This is a genomic window from Rhodopseudomonas sp. P2A-2r (assembly GCF_026015985.1).
In the GTDB taxonomy this organism is placed as follows: Bacteria; Pseudomonadota; Alphaproteobacteria; order Rhizobiales; family Xanthobacteraceae; genus Tardiphaga.
Window position 1 is genome coordinate 3218627 of sequence record NZ_CP110389.1, and the last position, 13734, is coordinate 3232360.

Below are 13734 nucleotides of genomic sequence, written 5' to 3' on the forward strand. Positions count from 1 at the left end.
GCCGGAGCTTACGCACCGTCGTTCGCGTGTACTGGGTCCCCGCTTTCGCGGGGACGACAAGTGAGTGCTGGGCACGCGCTGGGCTAAGGCGGAACTACCCCAGCGCCATCTCCTCGACCTTGCTCGCCAGCACCTTGTCGATGCGGCGGCCGTCGAGGTCCATCACTTCGAAGCGCCAGCCATAGGCGACGATGTGGTCGCCTTCCTCCGGAATCCGGCCGAACTCCTGCAGCAGAAATCCCGCGAAGGTCTGGTACGGCCGCTGCTGCAGCGGCAGCTCGATATGCAGCAGCGCCGCGAACTCCACCGCCGGCATCCATCCCGCTATCAGGTAGGAGCCGTCGTCGCGCTTGTGGAACGCCGGTTCGGCCGGGCCGTCCTCGGTGTGAAACGCGCCGACGATCGATTCCAGGATATCGGCTGATGTGACCACCCCTGGAATACGCCGTACTCATCGTGCACCAGACCGATATGCACCGGCGAGTCCCTGAGGATCGCGACCACGTCTCGGGCGTCGACCGAGTCGGGGATCACCGGCGCCTCGACCACCAGTTTGCGCAGGTCCGGCGTCGCACCGGACAGATAGACGTCGAGCATGTCCTTGGCCTGGATGATGCCAACAGCGGAATCGCGATTGCCGTCGAACACCGCGAAGCGCGAATGGTTGCTGCCGGCGAGTTCGGCGTAGATCTCCTCGACGGGATCGGCGAGGTCGATCATCGCCACTTCGTGGCGCGGCGTCATCACCGCGCCGACCGCGAGATCGCCGAGCCGCATCACGCCGGCAATCATTTCCTTCTCGCCGGGTTCCAGCACGCCGGCATTCTCGGCCTCGGTGACCAGACTGCGGATCTCGTCCTCGCTGACCTTTTCGCCGGCGTCGCCGCGCTGGCCGAGCAGCCACAGCAGCGCCTTGCCGGACCGATCCAGCAGCCAGACCAGAGGCAGCGACACTTTCGCCAGCAGCACCATGGCCGGCGCGACGCGCACCGCCACCGCTTCCGGATCGCGCAGCGCGATCTGTTTCGGCACCAGCTCGCCGACGATCAGCGACGCATAGGTGATCACCGACACCACGATGCCGACGCCGAGCGCATCGGCCGCGCCCTTGGATACGCCGAGTTCCAGCAGCAAATCCGTCAGCCGCAATCCCAGCGTGGCGCCGGAGAATGCGCCGGAGAGCACCCCGATCAGGGTGATGCCGATCTGTACGGTGGACAGGAACTTGCCGGGATCGGAGGCCAGCGCCAGCGCGCGGCGTGAGCCGCGGACGCCTTTTTCCACCAGGGCGGCGAGCCGGGCCGGGCGGGACGAGACGATGGCCAGCTCGGACATCGAGAGCAGGCCATTGACCACGATCAGGACCGCAACGATCCCGAGTTCGACAGATAACACGCTTTATCCTTCTTCGGTGATGACATCCCAGCATAGCTCAATTTGGGCCCCCGGGGACAGGTTTGCGTCCGCGGGACGCGGCCGCCGCGAAACGGTCCGGCGGGATGGCCGGTCGCGCCTGGCGGTCCAAGTCGAGGCAACATTTCGTGATCGCGCATGTTGCGTTGTCGACATCGAATGCGTGCATACTGTTTTCGCTTGATAGATCGCATTTATGTATGATGATCGACATCCGTCCTGTCGTCGGTCGGCCACGGAGATTTGTCTTGAGCAAGCAGCGAATTCTATCCCGCGGCCTCAACGCTGCCGCGTGTCGGCCGCGCCACGCGGGGGCGGTTGCCGTGCTGGCGCTCTTGCTGCTGGCGGGCTGCGGCAAGAAGGAAGAAGCCGCGGCACCGCCGCCGCCGGCGGTGACGGTCGCAAACCCCACCAAAAAAGTCACCACCGACTGGGATGAGTTCACCGGTCGCTTCGACGCCATCGAGCAGGTGCAGGTCCGAGCCCGCGTCACCGGCTTCGTCACCAAGGTCGCCTTCACCGACGGTGCGGTCGTCAAGACCGGCGATCTGCTCTACGAGATCGATCCGCGGCAGTATCAGGCGGCGGCTGAAACGGCGCAGGGCGCGCTCGACGATGCCAAGGCCAAGGTGGTGCTGGCGCAGCGCGAACTCGAGCGTGCCACCACGCTGATCAAGACCCAGGCGATCTCCGAAAACATCGTCGACCAGCGTGCCCAGGCGCTCGCCGCGGCGGAAGCCGCGACGCTGCAGGCAGAAGGATCGCTGAAGCAGGCCCAACTCAATGTCGAATACACCAAAGTGGTGGCGCCGATCGATGGCCGCGTCAGCCGCCATCTCGTCTCGGTCGGCAACCTCGTGCAAGGCAGCGAGAGCGGCGCGACCTTGCTGACCTCGATCGTTTCGATCACGCCGATCTATGTCTATTTCGACATGGACGAGGCGACCTATCTGCGCAACAGCCGGCTGTGGTTCGAAGGCAGGCGGCCGAGTTCGCGCGACACGCCCAATCCGGTCGAGATCACGCTGGTGGGCGAGACCAAGCCGTCGCACAAGGGCAAGATGGACTTCCTCGACAACCGGCTCGATGTCGGCACCGGCACGCTGCGGGGCCGCGCCATCGTCGACAATCAGGATCAGTCGATCCTGCCCGGCCAGTTCGCCCGCGTGCGCGTGATCGCGTCAGGCGAATACGAGGCGCTGCTGATTCCGGACGCCGCCGTTGCCACCGACCAGTCGCGCAAGATCGTGATGGTGGTGAAGCCCGACGATACCGTGGAAGCGCGGCCGGTGGTGCTCGGGCCGCTGGATAGCGGGCTGCGGGTGATCCGCGAGGGGCTGAAGCCCGACGACCGGGTCATTGTCGATGGCCTGCAGCGGGCACGGATCGGCGCCAAGGTGACGCCGAAGGCGCAGGCTGCGCCGGCGCCTCAAGCAGCGCCGACCTCTGCGCCAGCCGCTGGCGCCAAGCCATGAATCTCGGCAGCCTCTCCATCAACCGGCCCATCTTGGCGATGGTGCTGTCGATCGTGCTGCTGATTGTCGGCGCGCTGGCCTACACGACATTGCCGGTTGCGGAATATCCGCAGGTGGCGCCGCCGACGGTGGTCATCACCACGCAATATCCCGGCGCGTCCGCCCAGACCGTGTCGGACACCGTGGCGACGCCGATCGAACAGGAGATCAACGGCGTCGAGGACATGCTGTACATGTACAGCCAGGCCACCTCGAACGGCCAGCTCAACATCACCGTCACCTTCAAGCTCGGCACCGACCTCGACAAGGCGCAGGTGCTGGTACAGAACCGCGTCGCCATCGCGCAGCCGCGGCTGCCGGAAGAGGTGCAGCGGGTCGGCGTCGTCACCCGCAAGAACAGCCCGGACCTCTTGATGGTCGTGTTCATGCTGTCGCCGGACGACACCTACGACCAGCTCTACATTTCCAACTATGCGCTGCGTCAGGTGCGCGACCAGATGCTGCGGCTCGACGGCGTCGGCGACATCACGATCTTTGGCGCGCGCGATTATTCGATGCGGCTGTGGTTCGACCCCGACAAGATCGCCACCCTCGGCCTGACCGCGGGCGAGGTGATTGCCGCCGTGCGCGCGCAGAACCTGCAGATTGCCGGCGGCCAGATCGCCGAACCGCCGATCTCCGACCGCGCATTCGCGCCGAACCTGACCTTTACCGGCCGGCTCAAGGACGCCAAGGAATTCGAGAACATCGTCATCAAGGCCGGCGCCGACGGCCGCACCACGCGGCTGCGCGACGTCGCCCGCATCGAGCTGGGTGCGCTGGCCTACACCACCAACAGCTTCCTGCTGAAGAAGCCCGCGATCGGCCTTGCGGTGTCGCAGCGGCCAGGCTCCAACGCGCTGGGTACCGCGAAAGCGGTGTCCGACACGATGGCGCGGCTGAAGCGGGATTTCCCGAAGGGGCTCGATTACAATATCGGCTACAACCCGACCGAGTTCATCGCGCAGTCGGTCTCCGAACTGATCAAGACGATCTACGAGGCGATGGCGCTGGTGGTGGTCGTCGTACTCGTCTTCCTGCAGGGCTGGCGTCCCGCGATCATCCCGATCATCGCCATTCCGGTCTCGCTGGTGGGCACCTTCGCCGTGATGGCGGCGTTGGGCTTCTCCATCAACAATCTCACTTTGTTCGGCCTCGTCCTGGCGGTCGGCATCGTCGTCGACGACGCCATCGTGGTGGTGGAGAATGTCGAGCGGCATCTCTCTGAAGGCAAATCGCGGCGTGACGCGGCCTTACGCACCATGGAGGAGGTCGGCGGCGCACTGGTCTCGATCGCTCTGGTGCTGTGCGCGGTGTTCGTGCCGACCGCTTTCATCGGCGGCATATCCGGGCAGTTCTTCCAGCAGTTCGCCATCACCATTGCGGTGGCGACGGCGATCTCCTGCTTCTGTTCGCTGACACTGTCGCCGGCTTTGGCCTCGCTGATCCTGCAGGCGCATCACGAGAAGGCCGCACCGGCCAGCTGGAACGTGGTGGCGCGCGGCTGGGGCGCCTTCACCGGTGCATTCAACCGTGGCTTCGACCGGCTGTCGCACGGCTACGGCACGGCGGCCGGCTGGGTCATCAGGCATTCGGCGGTGATGTTGCTGATCTATGCCGTGCTGATCGGGTCCGCCGGCTGGCTGGTCTATTCGACGCCGCAGGGCTTCATCCCGGCGCAGGATCGCGGCTATGTCATCGTTGTCGTGCAATTGCCCGGCGCATCCTCGCTGACGCGGACCACCGAGATCGTCCGTGAGATCGAGCGCATCGCACTCGGCGTGCCCGGCGTGGTCCGGGTGCCGTCCTTCGCCGGATTCAACGGCGCGACGCGCACGCAGGCCAGCAACGCCGCCGCTCTGTTTCCGGTGTTCGACGACGCCGAAGAGCGCGCCAGGCATGGCCTGACCGCCACCGGCATCACGGCCGAATTGCGCAAGAGGCTGGCGGCCATCGAAGGCGCGGTGGTGATCGTGGTGCCGCCCCCGGCCGTGCCGGGCATAGGCACCGGCGGTGGCTTCGCCATGCGCATCCTGGACAGTCAGGGCAGGGGCGCCGAATTCCTGGCGGCCGCCACCGACGAACTGGTCAACGCCGCGCGCAAGGCGCCGGGGCTTACCGCGGTGTTCTCGCCGTTTACCGCCAACACCCCGCAGGTGTTCGTCGAGGTCGATCGGCAGCGCGCGCAGATGCTCAACGTGCCCGTGCAGAATATCACCGACGCGATCGAGACCTATTTCGGCTCGGCCTATGTCAACGACTTCAACATCCTCGGCCGCACCTATCACGTCACCGCGCAGGCCGACCTGCCGTTCCGCAAGGAGACGTCCGATCTGGCGCGGCTGCAGACCCGCAACACCGATGGCAACATGGTGCTGCTCGGCAGCGTGCTGAATTTCAAGGATACCGCCGGGCCGGATCGCGTGGCGCGCTACAATCTCTATCCGGCGGCCGAACTCCAGGGCGATACGCTGCCCGGCGTGTCCTCGGCGACGGCGCTGGCGACCATGAAGAAGCTCGCCGACGAGACGCTGCCGAGCGGCTTCACCTTCGAATGGACCGACCTGTCGTACCAGCAGGCGACCGGCGGCAATTCCGGGCTCTACGTGTTTCCGATCTGCGTGCTGTTCGTGTTCCTGGTGCTGGCGGCGCAATACGGCTCGTGGTCGCTGCCCTTCGCGGTGCTGCTGATCGTGCCCATGTGCCTGTTGGCGGCGACCATCGGCGTCCGCATCATGGGGCAGGACATCAACATCCTGACCCAGATCGGCTTCGTCGTGCTGGTCGGGCTCGCGGCCAAGAACGCCATCCTGATCGTCGAATTCGCCCGCGACATCGAGCAGGAGGGCAGGCCGCAGCTGGAAGCCGTGATCGAGGCCTGCCGGCTGCGCATCCGGCCGATCCTGATGACGTCCTTCGCCTTCATCCTCGGCGTGCTGCCGCTGGTGATCTCGTCGGGCTCCGGCTCGGAGATGCGTCAGGCGGTCGGCGTCGCCGTATTCTTCGGCATGATCGGCGTCACCTTGTTCGGCCTGGTGTTCACGCCGGTGTTTTACATTCTGATCCGGCGGCTGTTCCCGGGCTCGGTTGTCATCGGCGACAAGGAGCAGGGCGCGAATATCTGACGCTGACGCTGTCGTAGTCGTAGGGTGGGCAAAGGCGCTCTTGCGCCGTGCCCACCGTCGTGGGGCATGGTGGGCACGTTCTCGTCCGCTTCGCGCCCGAGAACTTTGCCCACCCTACAAGTGTCCGTGCCGCTTCCCCTTCAGCAAACACAGCGCCAGCAGCGCCGACAGGCTGAGCGCCGACGACACCAGCAGCACGCGGCTGCCGATCACGTCGATCAGCAGGCCGAATGCCAGCGGCGCTGCCGCCTGCGCCATCCGCGCGGGGGCGCCGAGCAGGCCGAGGCGGTAGCCGTAGTTCTCCGGCCCGAAGATCGCCAGCGGCAGCGTGCCGCGCGCGATGGTCAGGATGCCGTTGCCGGCGCCATGAAACACCGCGAACACCCCGGCCGCGCCGCCGCCGGCCAGCATCAGGATGGCGACGCCGACCGGATGCGTCATGCAGGCCAGCCGCGTCGACAGCAGCGGATGGAAGCGGCTGAGAAAGCCGGCCTCGAGAATCCGCGCCAGCACCTGCGCCGGTCCGATCAGCGCGCCGGCGGTGATCGCCTGCACGCTCGATGCGCCGGCGGCCTCCATGATGCGCGGCAGATGCGCGGCCATGGCGCCGGTGACGCTCCATGCCGCGGCGAAGGTGAAGGCCAGCAGCACCATGGTGCGGTCGATCGGCAGGTGCGGTTTGATCGCAACCACGGCTGCGGCCTTCGCACCCTTGACCGGAGGCAGGAAGATCAGGTTGAGCGGCAGCCCGATCAGGATATGCGCCGCCGCCCATGCAAAGCAGGTCTCGCGCCAGCCGATGGTCGAGAGCCCCCACGCGGTCAGCGGCCAGCCGACGGTGCTGGCGAAGCCGGCCAGCAGGGTGATGCCGGTGATCGAGCGCCGCGCCTGGTCGCCATAGATGCGGCCGAGCGCGGCGAAGGCGGCGTCGTACAGCCCGAGCCCCATGCCGGCGCCGAGCAACAGCCACGCCGCGATCAGCACCGGGATCGATCCGGCCAGGCCCAGCACCGCCAGCCCCGCCGCGAGAATGATGTTGGAGGCCGACAGCACCTGCCGGCCGCCGAACTGGTCGATCTGCCGGCCGACCCGGGGCCCGAGCAGCGCCGAGATCACCAGCGATGCCGAGAACGCCGCGAACATCCAGTTGCTGGAAATGCCGAGATCGTGGGCGATCGGATCGGCGAGGATGGCCGGGAGATAGTAGCTCGAGGCCCAGGCCAGCGTCTGGGAGGTGCCCAGCGCCAGGATGAGGGGAAGTTGGCGCGGGCTCATCGTGGAGAGATCATGGTCAAGGGCACCCGCAGCCTGCTTCTTTTGGTTGTTGTGCCGCCGTCGAAGGGCCGCAGCAAGCGCTAACCGCGACGGCTGCTGTCGCGCCACAGCATGGCTCGGCGCCGGCCGCCGCGCCGCGGCTGCACACGCCGGTTTCCGGCAGCACCAGTTCGACCCGTGCCGCCGCCGCGTGGTCGCCGGCGATGGCGGCGGCGATGGAGCGCACCTGTTCGTAGCCGGTGATCATCAGGAAGGTCGGCGCGCGGCCATATGATTTCATGCCGGCGATGTAGAGGCCGGGCTCGTCCTGTTGCAACTCGGCTGCGCCATGCGGCCGCACGGTGCCGCAGCTGTGTTCGTTGGGATCGATCAGCGGCGCCAGCGCTATCGGGCATTCGATCGCGGGATCGAGTCGGATACGCAATTCGCTGAGGAAATCGAGCTGTGGCCGGAAGCCGGTGGCCACGATCAACTCGTCGACAATCACATGGCGTCCGCCCGCGGCGATGCGCAGTCGACTGCCGTCGCGATCGATCTGCGTCACCCGGAATTCGGTTTCGACGGCGATGGCGCCGGCGGCAACGAGGGCAGCGAAGGCGGAGCCGAGTTCGCCGCGGGCGGCAAGCTTGTCATTGGCGCCGCCGCCAAAAGCTTTTCCGGCTCCGCGCCGCGCAGCAACCACACCGGTTCGGTGCCCGGCGCATCCTGCCGCAGCCGTGCGAGATCGGTCAGCGTGCCCACAGCCGAATGTCCGGCGCCCAGCACCGCCACCGTCTTGCGGGCATAGCGTGCGCGGTCTTGCCCCAGCACGTCGGGCATCCCGTAGGCGATGCGGTCGGCGGCTTCGCTTTCGCCGATGGCCGTAAGGCCGTTGGCGCCTGCCGGATTGGGTGACTGCCAGGTGCCGGACGCATCGATCACCGCGTCGGCCAGCACCGAGGTTGGTCCCTGGCCATTCTGATAGCGCAGCTCGAATGGCGCGGCCTCGCGGCCGCCGGTCTTCAATTTGTCGAAGCCGACACGGCTGATACCGGTGACCCGGCTCGAGGTGCGGATATGATCCTTCAGCACTGTTCGGGTTGCGAGCGGCTCAAGGTAGCCTTCGAGCAGTTCGCCGCCGGTCGGATAGATCGAGGGCTCCGGCGAATTCCAGCCGGTCGGCGCGAGCAGGCGCGCGGCGGCGGCGTCGATGTTGTACTGCCACGGCGAGAACAGCTGGACATGACTCCATTGTCTGATGGCGTGGCCGATCTCCGGGCCGGCCTCGAGCACGACGGGTACCATGCCGCGCTCCAGCACATGCGCTGCGGCGGCGAGGCCGACCGGTCCCGCGCCGATGATGGCGACTGTCTTGGTGGCTTCGCTCATGATCGTCCTCCCATTAAACTGGAAATATCGAAATAAAAGTCACGAAAGATCACGCCGCGCTCTTGGAATCCTTGCGGCTTGGTTCAGCAATATCGGCGCAGCATTCCGAGACCAGGAAATTCACCAGGCCGTGCATGATGTCGTAGCTGGCGTGGCACACCAGCGTCGTGGACTCCCGCTTTTGGGTGACCAGTCCTGCGACGACCAGCGCCTTGATGTGGTGCGACAGGGTGGACGGGGCGACCTTCAGTTTTTCCTGCAGCCGTCCCACCGCCAGCCCGGGGTGCCCGGCGCGCACCAGCGCGCGATAGATCTTCAATCGCGTCGGATTGCCCAAGGCTTCGAGCTGAGCGGCTGCATCATCGAGTTTCATGCCGGCAAACTCTCACGGAGTCGCACGGTCGTCAACCGTATTTCCAGAATGATCGAAATAGTGAGGGGCAGGCGCTTGACAAACGTCATTGTATCGATAAATCTGGATATATGGAATCAGAACAGGCCATCCTTGCTTTGGGCGCGCTGGCGCAGGATACGCGGCTCGACGTGTTTCGCCGGCTCGTGCAGCACGAGCCCGACGGCATCGCCGCCGGCGAACTGGCGCGGCTCGTCGCCGTTCCGCAGAACACCATGTCGTCGCATCTGGCGATCCTGTCGCGCGCCGGGCTGGTCACCGCCGAGCGGAAGAGCCGCTCCATCATCTACCGCGCCAATCTCGCGGCGTTCCAGGCCGTAGCGCTGTTCCTGCTGCAGGATTGCTGCGGCGGCCGCGCCGAGATCTGCGCGCCGCTGATTGCCAGCCTGACGCCGTGCTGTCCGCCCCCGAAGAAGAAGCGAGCCAAGGAGAAGGCCGATGCCTGACCGGATCTACAACGTGCTGTTCCTGTGCACCGGCAACAGCGCCCGTTCGATTCTCGCGGAGTCGATCCTGCGCAAGGACGGCCGCGGCCGTTTTCGCGCCTTCTCCGCCGGCAGCCGGCCGGGCGGAAAGGTCAATCCCTTCGCCCTCAAGGTGCTCGACAGCTTCCGCTATCCGACCGATGGCCTGCGCTCGAAGAGCTGGCTGGAGTTCGCCCAGCCCGACGCGCCGGTGATGGATTTCGTATTCACGGTCTGTGACAACGCTGCCGGCGAGAGCTGCCCGGTCTGGCCGGGCCAGCCGATCACCGCGCATTGGGGCATCGAGGATCCCGCTGCCGCGACCGGCACCGATCTGCAGAAGGAAGCCGCCTTCGTCGCCGCGTTCCGCTACATGAAGAACCGCATCGCGCTGTTCACCGCGCTGCCCCTTGCAGCCATCGACCAGCTGTCGCTCGGCACCAAACTGCGCGACATCGGCCGCAGCGACGGCGCCACCAACTCGCGTCCCGAGGTCGCCTGAGCCATGAACATCTTTGAACGCTACCTGACCCTGTGGGTCGCTCTGTGCATCGTGGTCGGCATCGCGCTCGGCCATCTGATGCCCGGCGCGTTCGCCGTGGTGGCGGGCGCCGAGGTGGCGAAGGTCAACATGCCCGTCGCGATCCTGATCTGGCTGATGATCATCCCGATGCTGCTGAAGATCGATTTCGGCGTGCTCGGCGAGGTCAAGAAGCACTGGCGCGGCGTCGGCGTCACGCTGTTCATCAACTGGGCCGTGAAGCCGTTCTCCATGGCGCTGCTCGGCACCTTCTTCATCGGCCACGTCTTCGCGTCGGTGCTCCCGGCCGGGCAGGGGCCGTCCTACATCGCCGGGTTGATCCTGCTCGCGGCGGCGCCGTGCACGGCGATGGTGTTCGTATGGTCCAACCTGGTCGAGGGCGAGCCGCATTACACCCTGAGCCAGGTCGCATTGAACGACGTGCTGATGGTGTTCCTGTTCGCGCCTTTGGTGGGGCTGCTGCTTGGCGTTGCTTCCATCGCGGTGCCCTGGGCGACGCTGCTGCTGTCGGTGGTGCTGTACATCGTGGTGCCTGTGGTGATCGCGCAACTGTGGCGGCGGGCGCTGCTGCAAGCCGGGCCGGGCGCCTTCGAGCGCACCATGCAGCGGCTGGCGCCGGCGTCGCTGGCGGCGCTGCTGGCGACTTTGGTGCTGCTGTTCGGCTTCCAGGGCGAGCAGATCCTGGCGCAGCCCATGGTGATCGCGATCCTCGCGGTGCCGATCCTGATCCAGGTCTATTTCAACGCCGGGCTCGCTTACGTGCTCAGCCGCTATTTTGGCGTCGCCTGGTGCGTCGCTGCACCGGCCGCACTGATCGGCGCCAGCAACTTCTTCGAACTGGCGGTGGCCGCCGCCATCAGCCTGTTCGGCCTCAACTCCGGCGCCGCGCTGGCTACCGTGGTCGGCGTGCTGGTCGAGGTGCCGGTGATGCTGTCGGTGGTGAAGATCGTCAAGGCGTCGCGCGGCTGGTATGAAGCCGGCGCCGGGCAGGCCGCTGCGCCCGTCATCGAGAAGGAAGCCCAGGCATGACCGTCACCATCTATCACAACCCGGCCTGCGGCACCTCGCGCAACACGCTGGCGATGATCCGCGCCAGCGGCGAGGAACCCGTGGTGATCGAATATCTCAAGACTCCGCCGGACCGCGTGCGGCTCACGCAACTGATCGCGGCGATGGGCATTACGCCGCGTGCGCTGCTGCGTGAAAAGGGCACGCCCTACGCAGAACTCGGCCTCGACGATCCCGCGCTTGGCGGAGACGCGCTGCTCGACGCCATGCTGGCGCATCCGATCCTGATCAACCGGCCGATCGTCGAGACGCCGAAGGGCACGAAACTGTGCCGTCCGTCGGAACTGGTGCTGGAACTGATCGATGCGCCCGCCGCGACCTTCGTCAAGGAAGACGGCGAGATCGTGCAGGCGGTTGGCGGAGACGAGCGCACCGGCTAGATTGTCCGGATGGAAGCGACGCAACGCCTTGAACTGGTGAACTGGCTGGTCGGGCAGGGCCTGACCGGCCTTCCCGAGAACGAGTTGATCCGCGGCTTTTGCGAGCGCGCGCGCGCCGGCGGCATCGACCTGTCGCGCGGCCTCGTCTTCATCGACACGCTGCACCCGATCTTCGAAGGCCGCGGCTTCCGCTGGAACGACGCCGCCACCAACGAGACCGACTTTTTCGAATACGGCTCCACCAGCGCCGGCGAGGCGGCCGACAACTGGCGCCGCTCGGCCTTCTTCCACATGCTGGAGCACGGCCTCGACGAGATCGAGATCTGCGTCGCCGATATCGAGGCGCGCGGCTTTTCCATCATGGGCGACCTCGCCAAGGCCGGCCACAGGCATTGCATTGCCATGGTGCACCGCTTCGGCGAGGCCGGCACCATGGGGCAGATGGACTGCCTGTACTCCTACTGGGCGACGCGCCGCGACGATGGCTTTGCGCCGTTCGAACTGGCGGCGCTGCGCGACCTGGTGCCGGCGCTCGGCCTGGCCATCAAGATGGCCGCGCAGGTCGCCATCTCCCGCACGCTGGGCCGCGTCTATCTCGGCCGCGACGCCGCCGAGCAGGTGTTGCGCGGTCGCATCACGCGCGGCGTCAGCGATTGGATCAATGCGGTGCTGTGGTTCTCCGATCTGCGCGGCTCCACAGGGATCAGCGAGAAGATCGGCCCCGACGAGATCATCCCGTTTCTCAACGATTATGCCGAAGCCTCCATCGAGGCGATCCACGAGGCCGGCGGCGACGTGCTGAAGCTGATGGGGGACGGCGTGCTCGCCATGTTCACCGGCGAGGACATCGTCGCGGCGCGGCACCGCGCGCTGCGCGCCGAGCACCGCTTTCGCAGCAACATGATCGCGCTCAACGCCAGGCGCGAGGCCGAGGGCCGGCCGGTGACCACGGCCTATGTCGGCCTGCATGTCGGCGAGGTGTTCTACGGCAATATCGGCAGCGACGAGCGGCTCGACTTCACCGTGGTGGGACCGGCGGTGAACGAGGTCAGCCGCATCGCCTCCATGTGCAGTTCGGTGGACCGCCCGCTGCTGGCCTCGGAAGCCTTCCAGAAGGGCCTCGACGCCGCCGGCCGCAATCATCTGGTCTCCACCGGTCGCTTCGCGCTGCGCGGCATTGGCGGCGCGCAGCATCTCTACACGCTGGACCCCGACATCGCGACGGATGCGGCGGCGGCGGGAAAGTACGAGCGCTATCTGGCGGGGTGACCGCTGATCTTCCCCTCTCCCGCAAGCCGGAGAGGGATCATCCTGCGCACAGTTTCAGGTCACGTACTGCCTAACAATCTGTTCTTCTCGCCATCGGTCACATCCCCTATGGTCGAAAAACCAGTCCCACAGGAGTTCAGATGAAGCCGGTTCGATCGCTCTTCCTCACATGCCTCGCGCTGGCCGCGGCCATCGTCCTGCAGCCCGGCATGGTCGCGGCGCAAGCGCCGGCAGCGCTCAAGGTTGCAACCGATGCAACGTTTCCCCCGATGGAGTTCAGCGAGAACGGTGCCCGTGTCGGCTTCGATATCGACGTGATGAATGCGCTGGCCAAGGCCATGGGACGCCAGGTCGAATGGACCGACATCGATTTCAAGGGCCTGATCCCCGGACTGATCGCCCGACGTTTCGATGTGGCGATCTCCGCCATCTATATTACCGACGAGCGCAGCAAGGTCGTCGATTTCACCGATTCCTATTTCGCCGGCGGCCTGTCGGTGCTGGTGAAGAGCGACTCGCCAGCGAAGAAGATTGAGGACCTGAACGGCAAGAAGGTGACGGTGCAGGTCGGTACCAAGTCGGTCGGCTATCTCCGCGACACCTACCCGCTGATCAACCGCGTCGAGGTCGAGAAGAACCAGGAGATGTTCGATCTGGTCGGCATCGGCCGCGCTGACGGTGCCGTCACCGGCAAGCCCGCCGCCTTCCAGCTGGCCCGTACCCGCCCGGGCTTCCGCGTGCTCGATCAGCAACTGACCACCGAAGCCTACGGCATCGCCGTGCGCAAGGACGATCCTGAGCTGAAGACGGCCATGAATGCCGCGCTGGCCAGGATCAAGGCCGACGGCAGCTTTGCAGCGATCGTGCAAAAATGGTTTCCCGCGACGACGCCATAACGGGCGCAT

The 13734-nt window shown here is 66.2% G+C and carries 10 protein-coding genes and 2 pseudogenes; 8 read left to right on the forward strand and 4 right to left on the reverse strand.

What is annotated here, in order from left to right; all coding sequences use genetic code 11:
* Positions 1-94: 94 nt before the first annotated feature.
* Positions 95-1395, reverse strand: a pseudogene (locus ONR75_RS15385) (hemolysin family protein).
* Positions 1396-1676: 281 nt separating this feature from the next.
* Between ONR75_RS15385 and ONR75_RS15390 the strand changes: the two are divergent.
* Complete coding sequence (locus ONR75_RS15390; protein ID WP_265083675.1) at positions 1677-2888, forward strand: efflux RND transporter periplasmic adaptor subunit; 1212 nt, start codon at positions 1677-1679, stop codon at positions 2886-2888.
* A complete protein-coding gene (locus ONR75_RS15395) occupies positions 2885-6052 on the forward strand; it encodes an efflux RND transporter permease subunit (protein ID WP_265083335.1) in 3168 nt (1055 codons plus the stop codon). The genes ONR75_RS15390 and ONR75_RS15395 overlap by 4 nt, the downstream gene beginning before the upstream one ends.
* Before the next feature lie 114 nt (positions 6053-6166).
* Here the strand turns inward: ONR75_RS15395 and ONR75_RS15400 are convergent, their stop codons facing one another.
* The 3 genes and pseudogenes from ONR75_RS15400 to ONR75_RS15410 all read right to left on the reverse strand — a co-directional run bounded on the left by ONR75_RS15400 (position 6167) and on the right by ONR75_RS15410 (position 9068).
* Positions 6167-7327: an MFS transporter gene (locus ONR75_RS15400; protein WP_265083336.1), complete on the reverse strand. Its 1161-nt coding sequence runs from the start codon at positions 7325-7327 to the stop codon at positions 6167-6169.
* Between the two features lie 16 nt (positions 7328-7343).
* A pseudogene (locus ONR75_RS15405) lies at positions 7344-8695 on the reverse strand (NAD(P)-binding domain-containing protein).
* A gap of 49 nt (positions 8696-8744) precedes the next feature.
* Positions 8745-9068, reverse strand: coding sequence for an ArsR/SmtB family transcription factor (locus ONR75_RS15410; protein ID WP_265083337.1), 324 nt, complete (start codon positions 9066-9068; stop codon positions 8745-8747).
* A 110-nt stretch (positions 9069-9178) separates the two neighbouring features.
* Here ONR75_RS15410 and ONR75_RS15415 point away from each other — a divergent pair, with 110 nt between their 5' ends.
* The 6 genes from ONR75_RS15415 (at position 9179) to ONR75_RS15440 (ending at position 13725) form a co-directional block, all read left to right on the forward strand.
* Entirely contained in the window at positions 9179-9553 is a 375-nt protein-coding gene (locus ONR75_RS15415; protein WP_265083338.1) for an ArsR/SmtB family transcription factor, read from the forward strand.
* Entirely contained in the window at positions 9546-10073 is a 528-nt protein-coding gene (locus ONR75_RS15420) for an arsenate reductase ArsC (RefSeq protein WP_265083339.1), read from the forward strand. The genes ONR75_RS15415 and ONR75_RS15420 overlap by 8 nt, the downstream gene beginning before the upstream one ends.
* Positions 10074-10076: 3 nt before the next feature.
* The gene (gene arsB / locus ONR75_RS15425; protein ID WP_265083340.1) at positions 10077-11141 is read left to right on the forward strand and encodes an ACR3 family arsenite efflux transporter; all 1065 of its coding nucleotides are present in this window, start codon (positions 10077-10079) and stop codon (positions 11139-11141) included.
* On the forward strand, positions 11138-11560 hold the full coding sequence (gene arsC, locus ONR75_RS15430) for an arsenate reductase (glutaredoxin) (protein ID WP_265083341.1): 423 nt from the start codon (positions 11138-11140) through the stop codon (positions 11558-11560). Before arsB ends, arsC begins: the two co-directional genes overlap by 4 nt.
* 9 nt (positions 11561-11569) lie before the next feature.
* Entirely contained in the window at positions 11570-12829 is a 1260-nt protein-coding gene (locus tag ONR75_RS15435) for an adenylate/guanylate cyclase domain-containing protein (RefSeq protein WP_265083342.1), read from the forward strand.
* Between the two features lie 140 nt (positions 12830-12969).
* Complete coding sequence (locus ONR75_RS15440) at positions 12970-13725, forward strand: transporter substrate-binding domain-containing protein (protein ID WP_265083343.1); 756 nt, start codon at positions 12970-12972, stop codon at positions 13723-13725.
* Positions 13726-13734: the final 9 nt, after the last annotated feature.

Coding starts and splice junctions, on each gene's coding strand:
- ONR75_RS15395 (WP_265083335.1), top strand. CDS start 2,885: ATGAATCTCGGCAGCCTCTCCATCAACCGGCCCATCTTGGCGATGGTG.
- ONR75_RS15435 (WP_265083342.1), top strand. CDS start 11,570: ATGGAAGCGACGCAACGCCTTGAACTGGTGAACTGGCTGGTCGGGCAG.
- ONR75_RS15410 (WP_265083337.1), bottom strand. CDS start 9,068: ATGAAACTCGATGATGCAGCCGCTCAGCTCGAAGCCTTGGGCAATCCG.
- ONR75_RS15440 (WP_265083343.1), top strand. CDS start 12,970: ATGAAGCCGGTTCGATCGCTCTTCCTCACATGCCTCGCGCTGGCCGCG.
- ONR75_RS15420 (WP_265083339.1), top strand. CDS start 9,546: ATGCCTGACCGGATCTACAACGTGCTGTTCCTGTGCACCGGCAACAGC.
- arsB (WP_265083340.1), top strand. CDS start 10,077: ATGAACATCTTTGAACGCTACCTGACCCTGTGGGTCGCTCTGTGCATC.
- arsC (WP_265083341.1), top strand. CDS start 11,138: ATGACCGTCACCATCTATCACAACCCGGCCTGCGGCACCTCGCGCAAC.
- ONR75_RS15415 (WP_265083338.1), top strand. CDS start 9,179: ATGGAATCAGAACAGGCCATCCTTGCTTTGGGCGCGCTGGCGCAGGAT.
- ONR75_RS15400 (WP_265083336.1), bottom strand. CDS start 7,327: ATGAGCCCGCGCCAACTTCCCCTCATCCTGGCGCTGGGCACCTCCCAG.